The sequence below is a fragment of the Variovorax stachyos genome (assembly GCF_051400855.1).
Taxonomy (GTDB): Bacteria; Pseudomonadota; Gammaproteobacteria; order Burkholderiales; family Burkholderiaceae_C; genus Variovorax.
In genome coordinates, this window is the sequence record NZ_JBLFFN010000027.1 from 44643 (window position 1) to 61902 (window position 17260).

16 protein-coding genes are annotated in these 17260 nt (G+C 69.4%); 10 read left to right on the forward strand and 6 right to left on the reverse strand.

Annotation, left to right across the window (positions count from 1 at the left end):
• Positions 1-11: 11 nt before the first annotated feature.
• Complete coding sequence (urtE, locus tag ACMGEZ_RS27930) at positions 12-704, forward strand: urea ABC transporter ATP-binding subunit UrtE (RefSeq protein WP_436825535.1); 693 nt, start codon at positions 12-14, stop codon at positions 702-704.
• Between the two features lie 162 nt (positions 705-866).
• Positions 867-1856, forward strand: coding sequence for a rhodanese-like domain-containing protein (locus tag ACMGEZ_RS27935; protein WP_436825536.1), 990 nt, complete (start codon positions 867-869; stop codon positions 1854-1856).
• Here ACMGEZ_RS27935 and ACMGEZ_RS27940 read toward each other — a convergent pair.
• The 3 genes from ACMGEZ_RS27940 to ACMGEZ_RS27950 form a co-directional block, all read right to left on the reverse strand.
• Entirely contained in the window at positions 1830-3266 is a 1437-nt protein-coding gene (locus ACMGEZ_RS27940; RefSeq protein WP_436825537.1) for an MFS transporter, read from the reverse strand. The two genes, ACMGEZ_RS27935 and ACMGEZ_RS27940, sit on opposite strands and share 27 nt — an antisense overlap.
• 298 nt (positions 3267-3564) lie before the next feature.
• The gene (locus tag ACMGEZ_RS27945; RefSeq protein ID WP_436825538.1) at positions 3565-4395 is read right to left on the reverse strand and encodes an urease accessory protein UreD; all 831 of its coding nucleotides are present in this window, start codon (positions 4393-4395) and stop codon (positions 3565-3567) included.
• A gap of 170 nt (positions 4396-4565) precedes the next feature.
• On the reverse strand, positions 4566-5087 hold the full coding sequence (locus ACMGEZ_RS27950) for a nucleoside deaminase (RefSeq protein ID WP_436825539.1): 522 nt from the start codon (positions 5085-5087) through the stop codon (positions 4566-4568).
• Positions 5088-5345: 258 nt separating this feature from the next.
• Here ACMGEZ_RS27950 and ACMGEZ_RS27955 point away from each other — a divergent pair, with 258 nt between their 5' ends.
• Positions 5346-6389 (forward strand): aromatic ring-hydroxylating dioxygenase subunit alpha, encoded by a 1044-nt coding sequence (locus ACMGEZ_RS27955; RefSeq protein ID WP_436825540.1) that lies wholly within the window; start codon positions 5346-5348, stop codon positions 6387-6389.
• 57 nt (positions 6390-6446) lie between these two features.
• Here ACMGEZ_RS27955 and ACMGEZ_RS27960 read toward each other — a convergent pair whose 3' ends face one another.
• Complete coding sequence (locus tag ACMGEZ_RS27960) at positions 6447-7643, reverse strand: acyl-CoA dehydrogenase family protein (RefSeq protein ID WP_436825541.1); 1197 nt, start codon at positions 7641-7643, stop codon at positions 6447-6449.
• Positions 7644-7678: 35 nt separating this feature from the next.
• The gene (locus ACMGEZ_RS27965; RefSeq protein ID WP_436825542.1) at positions 7679-8458 is read right to left on the reverse strand and encodes a VOC family protein; all 780 of its coding nucleotides are present in this window, start codon (positions 8456-8458) and stop codon (positions 7679-7681) included.
• A 95-nt stretch (positions 8459-8553) separates the two neighbouring features.
• On the opposite strand from ACMGEZ_RS27965, the gene ACMGEZ_RS27970 reads away from it, so the two are divergent.
• From ACMGEZ_RS27970 to ACMGEZ_RS27995, 6 genes are all read left to right on the forward strand, one after another.
• Entirely contained in the window at positions 8554-9738 is a 1185-nt protein-coding gene (locus tag ACMGEZ_RS27970; protein ID WP_436825543.1) for a CaiB/BaiF CoA transferase family protein, read from the forward strand.
• A 35-nt stretch (positions 9739-9773) separates the two neighbouring features.
• Positions 9774-10565 carry an enoyl-CoA hydratase-related protein gene (locus ACMGEZ_RS27975; protein WP_436825544.1) on the forward strand — a complete coding sequence of 264 codons (792 nt, stop codon included), beginning with the start codon at positions 9774-9776 and terminating at the stop codon, positions 10563-10565.
• A 10-nt stretch (positions 10566-10575) separates the two neighbouring features.
• Entirely contained in the window at positions 10576-11346 is a 771-nt protein-coding gene (locus ACMGEZ_RS27980; RefSeq protein WP_436825545.1) for an SDR family NAD(P)-dependent oxidoreductase, read from the forward strand.
• 20 nt (positions 11347-11366) lie between these two features.
• Positions 11367-12188, forward strand: a complete 822-nt coding sequence (locus ACMGEZ_RS27985) for an enoyl-CoA hydratase-related protein (RefSeq protein ID WP_436825546.1) — start codon at positions 11367-11369, stop codon at positions 12186-12188.
• A 68-nt stretch (positions 12189-12256) separates the two neighbouring features.
• On the forward strand, positions 12257-12973 hold the full coding sequence (locus ACMGEZ_RS27990) for a GntR family transcriptional regulator (RefSeq protein ID WP_436825547.1): 717 nt from the start codon (positions 12257-12259) through the stop codon (positions 12971-12973).
• A 202-nt stretch (positions 12974-13175) separates the two neighbouring features.
• A complete protein-coding gene (locus ACMGEZ_RS27995; RefSeq protein WP_436825548.1) occupies positions 13176-14837 on the forward strand; it encodes an AMP-binding protein in 1662 nt (553 codons plus the stop codon).
• A 36-nt stretch (positions 14838-14873) separates the two neighbouring features.
• Here ACMGEZ_RS27995 and ACMGEZ_RS28000 read toward each other — a convergent pair whose 3' ends face one another.
• Positions 14874-16115 (reverse strand): acyl-CoA dehydrogenase family protein, encoded by a 1242-nt coding sequence (locus tag ACMGEZ_RS28000; RefSeq protein WP_436825549.1) that lies wholly within the window; start codon positions 16113-16115, stop codon positions 14874-14876.
• A 186-nt stretch (positions 16116-16301) separates the two neighbouring features.
• Between ACMGEZ_RS28000 and ACMGEZ_RS28005 the strand changes: the two genes are divergently transcribed.
• Positions 16302-17260, forward strand: a 959-nt coding sequence (locus ACMGEZ_RS28005; RefSeq protein ID WP_436825552.1) for an enoyl-CoA hydratase-related protein, incomplete at its 3' end; no start/stop codon positions are given.

Sequence of the window (17260 nt, forward strand, 5' to 3'; positions counted from 1 at the left end):
GGAACACCACGATGCTCAAGGTCAGGAACATTCACCAGTACTACGGCGGCTCCCACATCCTGCGCGACGTGAGCATCGAGGCGCACGCGGGCAAGGTCACGGTGCTGCTCGGCCGCAACGGCGTGGGCAAGACCACGCTGCTCAAGTCCTTGATGGGGTTGGTCCCCATCAAGAGCGGCAGCATCGAGTTCGACGGTGCGCCGATCCACAGGAAGACACCCTACGAGCGCGCCCGTGCCGGCATGGGCTTCGTGCCGCAGGGCCGCGAGATCTTCGCGCGGCTCACGGTCGAAGAGAACCTGCGCATGGGCCTGGCCTACCGCCCCGCCGGCACGCCGATCCCGGCCGAGCTGTTCGAGCTCTTCCCGGTGCTCAAGCAGATGCTCAAGCGCCGCGGCGGCGATCTGTCGGGCGGCCAGCAGCAGCAGCTCGCAATTGCGAGGGCGCTGGCGCCCAAACCCAAGCTCCTGATCCTCGACGAGCCGACCGAAGGCATCCAGCCCAGCATCATCAAGGACATCGGCCGCGTGATCCGCATGCTCGCGGACCGCGGCGACATGGCGATCGTGCTGTGCGAGCAGTACTACGACTTCGCGCAGGAGCTGGCCGACGACTACCTGGTGATGGAGCGCGGCGAGGTGATCGCGCGTGGCCTGGGCAAGGACATGGAGGCGCAGGGCGTGCGCCAGCTGGTCGCGATCTGAACACTGCCGGCGCGGCCCGCCGGCCCGACCCCTGCTGGATCGGCGCATCGCCAGGGCTGGGCGATGGCGCTACGCTAGCGCCTGTCGCCCCCTTGCGCCCCGTCGCCGCTACGCCATGCCTCCTGCCCGCCAGCGCCATCCTCGTCCAGCCAGGGCTCGCGCATGGAAACGCTGATCGCCCTGATGGTCGATCACGCCGTGGCGGTGGTCTTCGTCACCACCTTCGCCGCCCGCGTCGGCCTGCCGGTGCCGGCCGCGCCGGTGCTGGTCGTGGCCGGCGGCATCGCAGCCATCGCCGAGCCGGCGCTGCTTTTCGCCTTGGTCGCCGCCGCGCTGCTGGCCAACGTGCTCGGCGACGCCGTGTGGTTCTATGCCGGGCGCGCCTACGGCTATCGCTTCATGCGGCTGCTGTGCAAGATCTCGATCTCGCCCGACTCGTGCGTGCGCAGCAGCGAATCCCTGATCACCCGCTGGGGCGGCCTGTCGCTGGTGGCGGCGAAGTTCGTGCCTGGTGTGTCGGTGGTGGCGCCGCCGATGGCAGGCGCGCTGGGCATGTCCTCCTGGCGCTTCCTGGGCTTCGAAACCGTCGCTGCCTTGCTGTGGGTCGGCGTCTTCCTCGGCCTGGGCTGGATCTTCCGGGAGCAGATCGAGGCCGTGCTCGATGCACTGGCCAATGCGGGCGGCGTCGCGACCGCGGCATTGGTCGTGGTGCTGGCGGCGATGCTGGCGCTGCGCTGGTGGCGGCGCCGCAGCGTCCTGCGCATCGCAAGCATGCCGCGCGCCAGTATCGAGGAGCTGCTCGGACTGATGGCGGGCGAAGCGCCGCCGATCGTCGTCGACGTGCGCGGAGAGGCCGGCGTGCAGGTCGATTCGCGCCGCATCCCGGGTGCCCTGTCGATTCCGCTCAAGGCGCTGCAGCAGCGGCGCGCTGCGCTGCCCTTCGACGACAGGGGGCGCGAGATCATCCTCTACTGCAACTGTCCCAACGAGATCTCGGCCGCACTGGCCGCGCAGGCCCTGATGGCGCGCGGCTTCGTGCGTGCGCGGCCGCTGGCCGGCGGGCTGGAGGCGTGGGTCGACGCCGGCCATCCGACGCACCTGCACGAGGCGCCCGAGCCGCCGCCCTCAGGGGTCGCGCCCGCCGGGCGCTGAGCCCAGCGGCGGCGCCACTTCCTCCAGCGGCTTGCGTTCGGCATCGACCGCGAAGCGCAACGCCAGCAGCCCGGCGATCACCACCAGCGCCGCCCCGATCGCATAGCCGACGGCCACCGCGCCGCGGCTGCCGGTCTCGATCAGTGCGCCGAAGAGCACCGGCGCGATGAAGCCGCCCGCGCCTGTGCCCACCGCATAGAAGATCGCGATCGCGATCGCGCGCATCTCCAGCGGGAACACCTCGCTTACTGTGAGATAGGCCGAACTGGCCGCCGCCGAGGCCAGGAAGAAAACGGCCGACCAGGCCAGCGCCTGGCTGCGGGCATCGAGCCAGCCCTGCATGAAGGCCCAGCCGGTCAGCGCGAGGCCGATGCCCGAGCACACATAGGTCAGCGCGATCATGCGCCGGCGCCCGACGCGGTCGAACAGCGGCCCCAGGATCAGCGGCCCCAGCACGTTGCCGAGCGCGAAGGGAAAGATGTAGAGCGCCACCTTGCCCTCCGGCACGCCGTGGAAGCGTGTGAGCACCAGCGCATAGGTGAAGAAGATCGCGTTGTAGAAGAAGGCCTGCGAGATCATGAGCGCCAGCGCCACGCCGCTGCGCCGCGGGTAGAGGCGCAACAGCACCTGCGCGACCTCGCGCCAGCCTGGGCTGGAGCTCCGGCCGTAGTGCACGCGGCCCACCGCCGCGGGCAGCGGCCCATGCTGCGCGGCGACCTCCGCCTCGATGCCGGCCACGATTCGCTCCGCTTCTTCGGCGCGGCCATGGGCCATCAGCCAGCGCGGGCTCTCGGGCACGTTGCGCCGCACCAGCAGGATCGCCACCGCCAGCAGCGCGCCCAGCCCGAAGCCCGCTCGCCAGCCCCACACGGGCCCGAGCACCTGCGGGTCCAGCAGCACGAGGCTCAGTCCCGCGCCCAGCGCAGCGCCGATCCAGAAGCTGCCGTTGATCGCCAGGTTCACGCGCCCGCGCACGCGTGCCGGGATCAGTTCGTCGATGGCCGAGTTGATGGCCGCGTACTCCCCGCCAATGCCGAGTCCGGTGACGAAGCGGCACAGCGCGAAGAAGGCGAAGTCGGGGGAAAAGGCGGTGGCCAGCGTAGCCAGCGCATACACCGCGAGCGTGATCAGGAACAGCTTCTTGCGCCCCAGGCGGTCGGTGAGGCGGCCGAAGAGCAGGGCGCCGAGCACCGCGCCACCGATGTACAGCGAGCCCGACCAGCCGATCTGCGCGGCCGTCAGCGCCAGCGTGTCGGGCCGCTCCAGCACCCCGCCGATGGAGCCGACCAGCGTGACTTCGAGCCCGTCGAGCACCCAGGCGATGCCCAGTGCCAGCACCACGCGCCAGTGCCAGCGCGACCAGGGCAGGCGGTCGAGGCGGGCCGGGATGTCGCTGTGGACATCCGTCATCGGATCGGCTTTGCGCGGCAGGCCATGCCGCGAGCCTAATGCCGCCGGCGGGTTGCGCCTGTAGTCGCATGCCCCATGTGCGCGGCGCGGGCCCTGCGGGAAATCAGAAGACGCCGAACACCTTCAGCAGGATGATGACGCCGATCGGTACGCCGCACAGCCAGAGGATGATGCTTTTCATGGAGGTCTCCTGTTCATTGGAGTGCCCACCATAAGCCGGGGCCTGGCCGCCGCCGGGACGGAAAACGGCGAGCCGCCGGGTAGGGCAAGGGCCCACAGCGCAGCGGGCCGGCGCCTCCTACATTGCCCACATGCGCGGCGGCGCACCGCGCATCTGCCACAGCTCGGCACGCCAGGCCTGCCAGACCTGTCGCAGCAGCTGCATCGCCGGTTCCACCAGCGGCGCCAACACACGCAGCACGACGACGCCCGGCTGCGGACTGGTCACGCCGGCGCTGTCGCGCAGCGCATGGGCTTCGATCAGTGCGCGCGCGGCGTCGAGTGCGGCTTCGCGCCGCGACCGCGCGATCGGGGTACCCGTGACGAAGAACAGCGAGGCCAGGCAGCGATGCCCCGCCAGCCCCAGCGGGCCGTCGAGCAGCCGCGGGTCCGCGGCATCGATGCGCCCGCGCTCCAGCCAGGCGCCCGGCATCTCGATGTGCTGCAGCAGCGTGCCGCGCTCGAAGGGCTTGCCGGCGCTGGGCAGGCCCAGCGCCGTCACGTCCCAGCCGATGAGCTCCGCGCCTTCGGCGAGCTGCAGCGAGAGCCGGTTCTCCGCGCGGCAGCCGCTGAAGCAGATCGCTTCGAGCGGCAGCCATTCGAGCCGCGCCCCGGGCTCCAGCCGCAGCGCGGTGCGCTGCAGCGCGGGCTCGCCCTCGGAGCGATAGAAGCGGCTGGCGCCTGGGGTGGTGATCAGCCCATGGCTGCCGGTTGCCGCGCTCACCCGGATGTCGAGGGTGTCGCCGCCCACCAGCCCGCCCGGCGGATGCACCAGCACGTTGTGGCAGACCGCATCGCCCTCGGGGTAGAGGCTCTGCAGGATCCGCAGCGGGCCTTCGTGGCGGAAGCGCGCGACGCTGCGCGGGCCTTCCAGTCGGTAGTCGAGCTCGAGTCTTGCGTTCCAGGGCATCGGGCGAGTGTAGGGAGTAGGACGGAGGCGGCCCGGCGCGTCGGAATCCTTCCCCGAAAAGCGTGGACAAGCTTGTGGAAAACTCCGGGCACAACTCGCCAGAGCCTTGTCCCGCAAGGATTTGTGCTGGGTTGCCCAAGGAAACGGCAGAGGTGGGTGATGAAGGCTCGCTAGCTCTTCCATGCCCCCACGTGCGCCGCAATGGCTTCGTCGAGCAGCGCCGGCCCGATGCATTCGATCGGATGGGCCGAGGCCGCGAACACGTCGCGGCAGGACAACGCCGCGTCGCGCTGCTCCGGGCGCTCGCCGCGGAACACGCGCAAGCGCTCGGCATCGATACCGAAGACCACGCGGCCGATGCTCGACCAGAAAATGGCGCCCGCGCACATCACGCAGGGCTCGGCCGAGGAATAGATCGTGGCGGCCGCCAGCGCATCGCGCGAGAGGCCGCGCCCGGCCAGCATGCGCACCGCGTTGGTCTCGGCGTGGCCGGTGACATCGCCGGTCTCGGCCGTGTTGCACCAGGCCTCGGCCAGCACCTCGCCGTCGGCCGAGACGATCACCGCGCCGAAGGGCCGGTTGCCGCGGCGCCGCGCGGCATGCGACCACACGATGGCCTTGCGCAGGTAGCGCCCGTCTCGCTCGTCGAGCGGGGTCTCTGGGGGAAGGGTGGGGAGAAGGAGCGAATCCATGACTTTCATGCTATCCAAGCGTGCCGATGCGGATCGTAGGCGGGCCCGGATACCTGACGAAAGCAGGAGCCATGCCGCGACGCATCGCCTGCGCTCGCGCTTCGGAGCGACCGGCTGGCGCACAATGCAGGCGCGCAAATTGCTTGAAACGCTGCGCAGAGTAGAAGCGTTCAGCCCGGCATCCCGATCTTGGTGCCCGCGGCGGGAAATTGCTCTTTCATGGTCGTCACCCCACGCAACCGAAGGAGTTCGTTTCCCATGCTCGTCACGCAGCAACCCGTCTTCCGCAAGTTCTGGCATGCCGTCATGCCGCTGGCCGATCTGCAGCAGGGGCCCAAGCCCTTCACGCTGCTGGGCGAGAACATCGTGCTCTTCCTCGATGCCGAAGGGCAGCCCGCAGCACTGCGCGACCGCTGCTGCCACCGCACCGCGAAGCTCTCCAAGGGCTGGTGCGTGGATGCGCAGGGGCAGGCCTGCGGCCAGGGCGCGATCCAGTGCGGCTATCACGGCTGGACCTACGACCGCGGCGGCCGGGTGATCCGCATCCCCCAGTACGAGGCCGATCGCCCGATCTCCCCCGACTACCGCACCACCGCCTACGCCTGCAAGGCGCGCCATGGCTATGCCTGGGTGGCGCTGGAAGAGCCGATCGCCGACATCCCGCCCATCCCCGAGTTCGACGACCCAAGGTGGCGCACCATCTTCCAGTTCTACGAGGAATGGCAGACCAGCCCGATGCGCGCGCTGGAGAACTCCTTCGACAACTCGCACTTCAGCTTCGTGCATCGCGCCACCTTCGGCGTGGCCGCGAGCCCGAAGCCCAGCAGGTACGAGCTGGTGGAGAACGAGGGCGGCTTCCACGCGGAGACCGTCATCGACGCGGTCAACCCGCTCCGCTTCCAGAAGATCAGCGGCGTGAGCGAGCCCGTCACCACGCGCCACATGCGCAACGCCTACTTCCTGCCCTTCTCGCGGCGGCTGGACATCGAATACCCCTCGGGCATCCGCCACGTCATCATCAACTGCTTCACGCCCATCGACGACGGCCGCATGCAGCTGTGCCAATGGCTGTTCCGCAACGACACCGAGGCCGACTGCCCGGCGCAGATGCTGATCGACTTCGACGCCGAGATCACGCGCGAGGACAAGGACATCCTCGAATCGACCGACCCAGATGCACTGGTCGACACGCGCCGGCGCGGCGTCGAGTACTCGATGGAATCGGACCGGCCCGGCATGCTGATCCGCAAGCACCTGATGCAGCTGCTCGTGAGGCATGGCGAGTCCGAAGTGCATCGCTGAGGTGCAGAACAAGCCGGGCGCTGCGGCGGCGCCCGCCGACCCCCGCGCACGCGCACCCTAAAGCCCAAGCTCGTGCTTGGCGATGATGTTGCGCTGGATCTCGTTGCTGCCGCCGTAGATCGACATCGCGCGGCGCCAGAAGTAGTTGGGCGCGGCGCCGCGCACGCTGGCCTCGATGCCGTCGAGATTTCCTTCGCCGCGCATCAGCGCCGGGTCGAGCACCTGGCCCTCGGGGCCCGCGGCCTCGAAGATCAGCTCCGTGATGCGCTGGCCTATCTCGGTGCCGCGGATCTTCAGCGCCGAGGCCAGCCCGGCGCCGGGCGAGCTGCCCGAGCCCATGCTCGACAGCGCTCGCAGCGTCGTCACTTCCAGTGCCTTCAGCTGCGCCTCGGTGGCCGACACCTTGGCGCGGAACACCGGGTCTTCGATGAGCGGGCGGCCTCGATGCTGCACGCCCGATGCGATGCGGTGCAGCCGGCGCATCGCGAAGGTGGAGAAGCCGATGTTCGAGTTCTCGACGCGCTCATGCTCCAGCAGGAACTTTGCATAGCTCCAGCCGCGGCCCTCTTCGCCGACCAGGTTGGACTTGGGCACTTTCACGTCGGTCAGGAAGACCGCGTTGAACGAGTGCGTGCCCTCCAGCATCGGGATCGGCTGTATCGCGATGCCGGGCGACTTCATGTCGATCAGCAGGAACGAGATGCCGTGCTGCGCCTTCGCCTCGCGGCTGGTGCGCACCAGGCAGAACATCCAGTCGGCATGGTGAGCGTACGAGGTCCAGATCTTCTGGCCGTTGACCAGGTAGTGATCGCCGCGGTCTTCCGCGCGGGTGGCGAGCGAGGCCAGGTCCGAGCCTGAGGCCGGCTCCGAATAGCCCTGGCACCACCAGACGGTCGACGCCCGGATGCCCGGCAAGTGCTGCTGCTTCTGTGCAACGCTTCCGAAGTTGAAGATCACCGGGCCCACCATGCGCGGCCCGAAGGGCTGGATGGTCGGGCAGTTCAGCTCCGCGCTGATGGTTTCGAAGATGTAGCGCTGAGTTGCGCTCCAGCCCGGGCCGCCCTGCGAGACCGGCCACGTGTACGCATGCCAGCCGCGCCGTGCGAGGATCTGCTGCCAGCGCATGAAGTCCTCGCGATGCAGATGCAGGTCGTGCTCCACGCGACGCGCGATGTCGCGCGGCAGGTTGGCGGTGATGAAGGCACGCACTTCGTCGGCGAACGCCTGCTCTTCCTTCGAAAAGGCCAGTTCCATCTCTTGTCTCCTGGTGGATGCGGCGGATTGCCGCGTCAGTCCCGCGAACCCAGCGCAAAGTGGACGCCGCCGATGCGCACGCCCGCTGCATCCGCAGCGAGCCCTCGGGCTTGCGCTGTTGTGCGGATGGCCGAGGCGTCCCGCACCGCCAGCTCGATGCCCGCCAGCCCTTCGCCGCGGTCGTCGCGCGGCGCCACGAAGCGAAGCCTTGCGTTGTCGACCTGCAGCTGCCACCCATCGCCCGCGCGTTCGACCGGCCGCTGGAGGATGCGGCCCCAGCGCGCCGCCAGCGCGGCTGGATCGTCCGCCTGCAGCACGGCGCCCGTGATGCCCTGCACGCGCGCGTCCGACACCGCATCGCGCCAATGCGGGCCCGCCGGCCAGTAGGGTCCGTTCAGGTCCGCGCCGTTGCGCGTGGTGTTGATCTCGAGCAGCGCGCCCCCGGTATCGCGCGGGTGCAGCTGCATGCCTTCGTAGTCGCCCAGCGCGAGCGGCGCGGCGATGCGCACGCCGATCTCATCGACATGCGTGCGCCAGCGCGGCAGCGATTCGCTGTCGAGGATCACCATGTAGCCGCCATCGCCCTTGCGGCGCTCGAGGTAGCGACCCGCCGCGGTGCCTTCGCGCTGCGGCGCGACCACCTCGACGAAGCTGGTGCCGAAGGGCATGAGGGCGTTGTGCAACCCGAACTGCCCCACTTCGGGATCGCGATGGCAGACCCGCACCCCGAACACCGCGCAGAGATCCTCCTCCACCGGTGCCAGCCTGGAGGCCACCAGGCAGAGCTGGCGAAGTCTCAAATAGGTCGTCGTCAAAACGTCTGTCTCCTTGTGCTCGCCAACACTGGCAATTGTGAATATGATATAACAAATACACAAATCACAAGCCACAAGAGACAAGGCCACCCGACATGACATCGCTTGCTGGACTGCGCGTGCTCGACCTCTCGCGCTTCATTGCCGGCCCCTACTGCGCCATGATGCTGGGCGACATGGGCGCCGAGGTGGTGAAGATCGAGCCGCCGGGCGAGGGCGAGTACGCCCGGCGCGCCGCGCCGGCCGTCAATGGCCAGAGCCTCTACACCTTCATCGTCAACCGCAACAAGAAGAGCCTGGCCATCGATCTGCGCAGCCCCGCCGGCCTGCAGGTCCTGCGCGAGCTGATCGCCCGTGCCGACGTGCTGGTCGAGAACTTCCGCCCGGGCACGATGGAGAAGATGGGCCTCGGCTGGGAGGCGGTGCACGCACTCAACCCGCGCCTGATCATGGCGCGAATCTCGGGCTTCGGGCAGGACGGCCCGCTCGCCACCAAGCAATGCTTCGACGGCGTGGCACAGGCCATGAGCGGCCTGATGGACATGACCGGCCAGGAGGACGGCCCGCCCACGATGATCGGCTCGTTCATGTGCGACTACACGACCGGGATGTACACCGCGCTCGGCATTCTTGCGGCGCTCCATGCCCGCCATGCCTCGGGCGAGGGGCAGCTCGTCGACGTGTCGCTGCTGGAGAGCGCCACCTCGATGCTCATGACGGCGATTCCCCAGCAGAAGCTCTTCGGCACCACGATGACGCGGGTCGGCAGCCGCGACCGCTTCGTGGCGCCCTCGAACACCTTCCGCACGGGCGACGGCCGCTACGTGCTGATGGTGGGCGGCGACGACAACATGTTCCCGCGCGTCGTGCGCGCCATGAAGCAGCCCGCGCTGCTGGACGACCCGCGCTTCGCCTCGATGGCCTCCCGGCTCGAGCACCGCGATGCGGTCGAGGGTGCCGTGGCCGCGTGGATGCTGTCGCACCAGGCCGACGAGGTCGTCGCGCGCCTCGAGGCCGAGGGCGTGCCCTGCGCCAAGGTCGCGACCATCGACGAGGTGGTCGACAACCCGCAGTTGCGCCATCGCGGCGCCATCGCCGACATTCCCTTCGGCGGCGTGAACGTACCCGTGCAGGGCGTGACCATCCACCTGTCGGGCACCCCGCTGGCCATCGAGCGCGCAATGCCGGCGGTGGGCGAGCACAACGCCGAGGTGCTGCAGCAGTGGCTCGGCATGCCGGCCGAGCAGGTGGCCGCGCTCGAGGCCGAAGGCGCCCTCTGACCCACACCCCACCACCATCCGCAGGAGACAGGCACTTGACCACCGAACTCATCGAGCATCTCGAACAGGGCGTGCTGACGCTCACCCTCAGCCGGCCCGAACGGCTCAATGCCCTGACAGTGCCCATGACCGAGGCACTGCTGGCCGCGCTGCGTCGCGCCGCCGTTGACCCACGCGTGCGCGCCGTAGTGCTGACCGGCGCCGGGCGTGCCTTCTGTGCCGGCGGCGACGTCAAGGCCATGGCCGAGGATGGAGCGGCGTCGCAGACGCTCGAGTCCCGCACGCTTCAGCTGCGCGAGCACATGGAGTGTTCCCGCCTGCTGCACGAGATGTCCAAGCCGACCATCGCCGTCGCGCGCGGCGCGGTGGCGGGCGCGGGCCTGTCGCTCGCGCTCGCCTGCGACCTGCTGCTGGCGAGCGACACGCTCAAGCTCACCTCGGCCTTCGCCAAGGTCGGGCTGTCGGGCGATTTCGGCAGCACCTACTTCCTGACTCATCTGCTCGGCCCGCGCGCCCGCGCCTTCGCGCTGCTGTCGCCCGTGCTCAAGGCAGACGAGGCGCTCGCGCTCGGGCTGGTCACCCGCGTCGTCGCAGACGCCGAGCTCGACGCCGAAGGCCGGGCGCTCGCGCAGCAGCTTGCCGACGGCCCCTCGATCACGCTGGGCCACATCAAGGCCAACCTCAATGCCGCGGAGCAGGGCGCCACGCTGGCGCAGGCGCTCGACCACGAGGCCATCCGGCACATCCGCTGCGGCATGACCGAAGACCACCAGGAAGCGGCCCGCGCCTTCGTCGAGAAGCGCGCGCCGAAGTTCGTCAATCGCTGAAGGAACCGTCATGGACCGCTTTTCTCTCAAGGGCAAGACCGCCATCGTCACCGGCTCGTCGCGCGGCATCGGCCGTGCCATCGCCGTCGCCTACGCCCGCGCAGGGGCGCGTGTCGTCGTCACCAGCCGGAAGCTGGACGCCTGCAATGCCGTGGTCGAGCAGCTGCGCGGCGAAGGGCTGGAAGCGATGGCGATCGCGTGCAACATCTCCGGCAAGGAGCAGGTCGCCGCGCTGGTCGACCAGACCGAGCAGGCCTACGGGCCGGTCGACGTGCTGGTCTGCAACGCCGCCGTCAACCCGTACTACGGGCCGATGTCGGGCATCACCGACGAGGCGTTCTCCAAGGTGATGGACGTGAACATCCGCTCCAACCTCTGGCTGGTCAACCGCGTGGCGCCCGGCATGGCGGAGCGTGGCGGCGGCTCGATCGTCATCATCAGTTCCATCGCGGGCCTCACCGGGTCGCGGGTGCTCGGCGCGTACGCCATCTCCAAGGCGGCCGACATGCAGCTCGCGCGCAACCTTGCGCTCGAATGGGGCAAGCAGGGCGTGCGGACCAACTGCATCGCACCCGGCCTCATCAAGACCGACTTCGCCAAGGCGCTGTGGGACAACCCGAAGACGCTGGCTGCCGCGCTGGCGTCCAGTCCGCTCAACGCCATCGGAGACCCGGAGGACATCGCCGGTGCGGCCTTGCTGCTCGGCTCCGACGCCGGGCGCTTCATCACGGGCACCACCATCGTGGTCGACGGCGGTGCGACCATCGGCGGCGAGGCCTGAAGGCCGCGCGGGAGCATTCAATGACCTACCAGGACATCACCGTCGCGACCGAAGGCCGCATCCGCACCATCACGCTGAACCGGCCCGACCGGCTCAATGCATGGACGCACCGCATGGAAACCGAGTTCCGCCACGCGGTTGAAGCCGCCGAGGCCGACGAAGCCGTGCGGGCCGTCGTGGTCACCGGCGCGGGCCGGGGCTTCTGTGCCGGCGCCGACATGGACATCCTCGAGGCCGGCGCAGCCGGAGCGGCCGGCAGCGCTGCAGCCGCACCGCCGGCCGCGCCCGCGGCCGCAGCGGGCATCGAGGCCAACTACGCCTGGCGCTTCAGCTACCTGCTGCGCGTGCGCAAGCCGCTGTTCGTGGCCATCAACGGGCCGATCGCCGGCATCGGACTGTGCATGGCCGTGTTCTGCGATTTCCGCTACATGGCCGAAGGCCAGAAGCTCACCACCGCCTTCGCCAAGCGCGGGCTGATCGCCGAGCACGGCATCTCGTGGATGCTGCCCCGGCTGATCGGCCCCACCCACGCGCTGGACCTGCTCCTGTCCGCGCGCACGCTCGACACGGCCGAGGCTGCCTCGGTGGGCCTGGTGAAAGCACTGCCGAGGGACGGCTTCCTCGCGCGCGTCCAGGCCATCGCGAGGGACATGACCGACAACGCCTCCCCACGCTCCATCGGCGTCATCAAGCGGCAGGTGTACGACAGCCTGTTCCAGGATCTCGACACCGCCTGGCGCCGCGCCGACGAGGAGATGCAGGCCTCCTTCGGCAGCGAGGATTTCCGGGAAGGCGTGGCGCATTTCCTGGAAAAGCGGCCCCCCGCGTTCACCGGCCGCTGACGCGCGAGCCTGGTGAAATAACATATAAGCTATTTGACAAAGCGCGCCGCCCGCACGCTTCCCATCCCATGGACGACATCCTCACCCGCGACAGCCTCAACGCGCAGGCCTACAGCCGCCTCTGCCGCGACCTCAAGGCAGGCCGGTTCGCGCCCGGCGAGAAGCTCAAGCTGCGGGACCTCGCGGCCGAGATGGGCATCAGCCCGACACCGGTGCGCGAGGCGCTGGCGCGGCTGATCTCCGAGCAGGCGCTCGAGCAGGTCGGGCACCACTCGGTGCGGGTGCCGGTGATGAGCGAGCGGCGCTTTGCCGAGGTGCGCGAGCTGCGGCTCATGCTCGAGGGCGAGGCTGCCGCGCGCGCCGCGCTGCAAGCCGGCAGCGACGACGTGAAGAAGCTCGAGGCGCTGCACGAGCGCATGGCGGCCTTGCGCGAGGCGGGCGACACGGCCGGCGAGCTGCTCGAATCGGAGCGCTTCCACATGGGCGTCTACGCGCTGGCCGACATGCCGGTGCTGCAGCGCATGGTCGAAAGCCTCTGGCTGCAGTGCGGGCCGCTCATGAGGGCGCTGCAGACCCACGCGATGGGGCAGCCGCGCAAGCAGCACCCGCATCACATGGTGCTGCGCGGACTGCGCAAGCACGACGGCGAGGTGGCGCGGCGCGGCATCCACGACGAGATCGAGCGCACCACCGCGCCGATCCTCGCGTACCTGCGCGAGCGCGGCGAGGATGCGCCGGCGCAGCCCGCCCCGGCCGCGCGCCGAGCGGCCCGCCAGGCGGCCTAGGGCTCCAAAGGGCTCGGGCCCAAGCTGCGCGCGCCCCCGGCGCGTCGCCGGTCCATGCATCAGGACGATGGACCTCAATGCCCAATATTCATTGGGCTTCGCTTGCCGCAGCCGGCGCGTGGCCGCATGATCGCAAAGAAAAAAGGGACGCCTCGCACCGCGGGCCAGCCCGAAATGCGCAATCGACCGGAGACACGCCAGGATGATCGCCTACCGCCACGGCCAGCAGCCGCTGCACGAGTATTTGCGGGAGCACACCCGCAGGACCCCCGACAAGCCCGCCCTGGTCTGGTATGGCAGGCGCATCAGCTACGCCGAGCTCGACGACCTGAGCGATCGCTTCGCCCAGAGCCTGCGCGAGCGAGGCATCGGCCAGGGCGACGTGGTCGCGCTCTTCCTGCACAACTGTCCGCAATACCTCATCGCGCACTTCGGCGTGCAGAAGCTCGGCGCCATCGTGAGCCCGTGCAACCCCGATGCGCGCGCCTACGAGCTCGAGCATCAGCTGACCGAGCTCGACGCCAGCGCCATCGTCGCGGGCGAGGAGCTGCTCAAGGTCGTGCTCGGCTCTCGCGCGCTTCGCACCGTGGCCCATGTCTATGCAGTGCGCTATGGCGACATGCTGCCCGCGACGCTGGCCATGGACGTGCCGCCCTGCATCCGGCTGCGGCACGAGCCGGCACCGCCGCTGCCGGGCTGCGTGATCGACTTCGCCGACGCGCTGGCGGAGGCGGGCCCCTTCACGCCGGTCGACACCATCGCGATGGACGACGTCTGCCTCATGGCCTACACCTCCGGCAGCACCGGCCTGCCCAAGGGCGCGATGATCAGCTTCGAATGCGCGCTCTACAAGACCGCGGTGAGCGCTGACGGCTTCCGGCTGGGCGAAGGCGACGTGATGCTGGCCGACGTCGCGCTGCACCACATCTCGGGCATGATGACCGGCCTGGCGCTGCCGATCTACTGTGGCGCCACCGTCGTGCTGCTGCACCGCTTCGATGCCACCGCAGTGCTGCAGGCCATCGAGGCCTGCCGGGTGAGCTGGTGGTACACCATGGCGCCTTCGCTGCCTTCGGTGATGGCCTGCGACGATGCCGCCACCTTCGACCTCTCCTCGCTGCGCACCACGGTCGGCACGAGCTTCGGCGTGCAGCTGAGCGAATCGCTCGCGCGGCGCTGGAGCCGCTTTGCCAACGAATGCCTCGTCTACGAGGCCGGCTACGGCCTGAGCGAGACGCACACCTGCGACACGCTGATGCCGCCCGACGCCATCAAGTGGGGCACCAACGGCAAGCCCGCGCCCGGCGTGGAGCTGCGAATCGTCGACCCCGAGACCGGCCGCGACCTGCCGGCCGGCCAGCGTGGCGAGATCCTGCTGCGCAGCCCCATCCGCTACAAGGGCTACTGGCTGCAGCCGGCCGCCACGCAGGCCATGCTGCTCGACGGCTGGCTTCGCACCGGCGACGTCGGCGTGCTCGACGAGGAGGGCTACCTGACCTTCCTGGGCCGCACCAAGGAAATGATCAAGGTCTGGAGCTACAGCGTGTTCCCGGAGGAGGTCGAGGCCATCCTCGCCCTGCATCCCGACGTGCGCCAGGCCGCGGTGGTCGGCCTGCCCGACCCCGACCGCGGCGAGGCCGTGCAGGCCTACGTGGTGCTGAAGGACGAGGCGGCGGCCCGCGTGCGCGCCGGCCAGCAGACCGACCGCGTGGACCAGAAGATCATCGAGTGGTGCCTGCAGCACATGTCGCACTACAAGGTGCCGCGCACCGTGATCTTCCGCAGCGGCCTGCCGTCGTCGGAGAACGGCAAGCTGCTGCGCCGGATGCTGCACGATCCGGCCGCATCGATGGCGATCAACTGAGAGGGGGGCGCGCAGCCCCTTTTCGCTGCCTTCCGTTCAGCGCACCGCGGCAACGCGGTAGCCCGCGAGCTCCTGCTTGGCGATCGCATTGCGGTGCACCTCGTCCGGGCCGTCGGCCACCCGCAGGTGGCGCGCGTAGGCATAGAACGAGGTCAGCAGCGTGTCCTGGCTCAGGCCGGCCGCGCCGAAGGCCTGCATGGCGTCGTCGATCACCTGCACGCAGTTGTTGGGCGCGATGACCTTGATCATCGCGATCTCCTTGGCCGCCACCTTGTTGCCCACCGTGTCCATGCGCCAGGCGGCATGCAGCACCATCCAGCGCGTCTGGTCGATCAGCATGCGCGCCTTCGCGATGCGCTCGCGCCAGACGCCCTGCTCCGACAGCGGCTTGCCGAAAGCGACGCGCGAGACCACCCGCTCGCACATCATCTCCAGCGCCGACTCGGCCATGCCGATCATGCGCATGCAATGGTGGATGCGCCCGGGGCCGAGCCGGCCCTGCGCGATCTCGAAACCGCGGCCCTCGCCCAGCAGCAGGTTCGACGCCGGCACCCGCACGTTCTCGAACAGCACCTCCGGGTGGCCGAAGGGCGCGTCGTAGTGGCCCATGAGCGCCATGTCGCGCAGCACGGTCACGCCGGGCGTGTCGCGCGGCACGATGATCATCGACTGCTGGCGGTGCCGGTCGGCGTTGTCCGGGTCGGTCTTGCCCATCAGGATGAAGAGCTTGCAGCGCTCGTTCATCGCGCCGGTGATGTACCACTTGCGCCCGTTGATCACGTAGTCGCTGCCGTCGCGGCGAATGCTGCACTCGATGTTGGTGGCGTCCGACGAGGCGACCGCCGGTTCCGTCATCGCGAAGGAGGAGCGGATCTCGCCGTCGAGCAGCGGGCGCAGCCAGCGCTCCTGCTGCTCGGGCGAGCCGTAGCGCGCGATCACCTCGGTGTTGCCGGTGTCCGGTGCGCTGCAGTTGAAGGCCTCGGCACACCAGTAGCGCCGGCCCATGATCTCGCACAGCGGCGCGTACTCGAGGTTCGTCAGGCCCGCGCCATGGCCGGCCTCGGGCAGGAACAGGTTCCACAGGCCGGCGGCGCGCGCCTTCGGCTTGAGCTCCTCCATCAGCGGCAGCGTGGTGTAGCTGCCGCCGTTGCGGGCGTTCTGCCGGGACTGCTCGGCTTCTTCCTCGTGCCGTTTCTCGTTGGGATGGATGTGCTCCTCCATGAAGGCGAGGAGGCGGGTGCGGAGGTCCTGGACCTTGGGCGTGTAGTCGAAGTGCATGGTGTCGGAGGTGCGTGGGTGCAGGCAGGCCAGCGGAGTGGGAGATGACTCGATGGTGCCCCGACCGGGCCGCGCCGGGGGCCCTTGGGCATGAAGGCTTTTCATCCGGCGCATGCGCCTTGTTGATGCGCTTGCAGCGGCGGCTGAAGGAACATCGGTGCGCATCCAATGGCGAAAGGAACCTACGTGACAGCCAGCTACGAAGTGCGCGACGGCATTGCCATCGTCGCGATGGACAACCCCCCCGTCAACAGCCTCGGCCTGGGAAACCGCCGATTCATCGCAGAATCGATTGCGCGTGCGCAGGACGATGCCGAGGTCCTCGCGGTCGTGCTGACCGGGAAGGGACGAGCCTTCTGCGGAGGCGCCGACATCCGCGAGTTCAACAAGCCGGAAGCAACGGCGTCGCCGGAGCTCGTCGACGTGATCCGGCTCGTCGAAGGTTGCACCAAGCCTGTCGTGGCCGCGATCCATGGCTTCGTGATGGGCGGCGGCCTCGAGCTCGCGATGGGGTGCCACTACCGCGTCGTGCAGAGCGGCACGCAGGTCGCATTGCCCGAGGTGCGCATCGGCATCCTGCCCGGCGCGACCGGCACCCAGCGGCTGCCGCGCCTGATCGGGCTCGAAGCCGCACTCAACATGATCGTGACCGGCAACACGGTGATGAGCGACGTGCTGGCCGAACTGCCGTCGCAGAAGCTGTTCGACCGGCTCGTCCGGGACGAGGTCGGGGCCGCGGCAGTCGAGTTCGCGCGCGCCAAGGCGCAGGTTCGGCCGCTGCCGCGCTCCCGCGACCTGAAGGTCGAGCATCCGAACGCCGAGGCCTACCTGCAGTTCGCGCGCAACATGGTGGCGGCCAGCTCCCGCAATTACCCGGCGCCGCTTCGCTGCCTGGACTGCGTGTCGCAATCGGTGCGCCTGGACTTCGACGCGGCCGTGGACTATGAGCGCGCCGCGATCACCGAGCTGGTGTGGACGCCGGAGAGCGCCGCGCTGCGCCATGCCTTCTTTGCCGAACGCGCGGCCGGCAAGATCGCGGACGTGCCCGAAGACACCCCCCAGCGCCCCATCCAGTCGGTCGGCGTGATCGGTGCCGGCACCATGGGCGGCGGCATCACCATGAACTTCCTCAACGCGGGCATCCC

Coding starts and splice junctions, on each gene's coding strand:
- ACMGEZ_RS28000 (WP_436825549.1), bottom strand. CDS start 16,115: ATGCACTTCGACTACACGCCCAAGGTCCAGGACCTCCGCACCCGCCTC.
- ACMGEZ_RS27945 (WP_436825538.1), bottom strand. CDS start 4,395: ATGCCCTGGAACGCAAGACTCGAGCTCGACTACCGACTGGAAGGCCCG.
- ACMGEZ_RS27985 (WP_436825546.1), top strand. CDS start 11,367: ATGACCTACCAGGACATCACCGTCGCGACCGAAGGCCGCATCCGCACC.
- ACMGEZ_RS27955 (WP_436825540.1), top strand. CDS start 5,346: ATGCTCGTCACGCAGCAACCCGTCTTCCGCAAGTTCTGGCATGCCGTC.
- urtE (WP_436825535.1), top strand. CDS start 12: ATGCTCAAGGTCAGGAACATTCACCAGTACTACGGCGGCTCCCACATC.
- ACMGEZ_RS27990 (WP_436825547.1), top strand. CDS start 12,257: ATGGACGACATCCTCACCCGCGACAGCCTCAACGCGCAGGCCTACAGC.
- ACMGEZ_RS27935 (WP_436825536.1), top strand. CDS start 867: ATGGAAACGCTGATCGCCCTGATGGTCGATCACGCCGTGGCGGTGGTC.
- ACMGEZ_RS27995 (WP_436825548.1), top strand. CDS start 13,176: ATGATCGCCTACCGCCACGGCCAGCAGCCGCTGCACGAGTATTTGCGG.
- ACMGEZ_RS27950 (WP_436825539.1), bottom strand. CDS start 5,087: ATGGATTCGCTCCTTCTCCCCACCCTTCCCCCAGAGACCCCGCTCGAC.
- ACMGEZ_RS27940 (WP_436825537.1), bottom strand. CDS start 3,266: ATGACGGATGTCCACAGCGACATCCCGGCCCGCCTCGACCGCCTGCCC.
- ACMGEZ_RS27980 (WP_436825545.1), top strand. CDS start 10,576: ATGGACCGCTTTTCTCTCAAGGGCAAGACCGCCATCGTCACCGGCTCG.
- ACMGEZ_RS27970 (WP_436825543.1), top strand. CDS start 8,554: ATGACATCGCTTGCTGGACTGCGCGTGCTCGACCTCTCGCGCTTCATT.
- ACMGEZ_RS27960 (WP_436825541.1), bottom strand. CDS start 7,643: ATGGAACTGGCCTTTTCGAAGGAAGAGCAGGCGTTCGCCGACGAAGTG.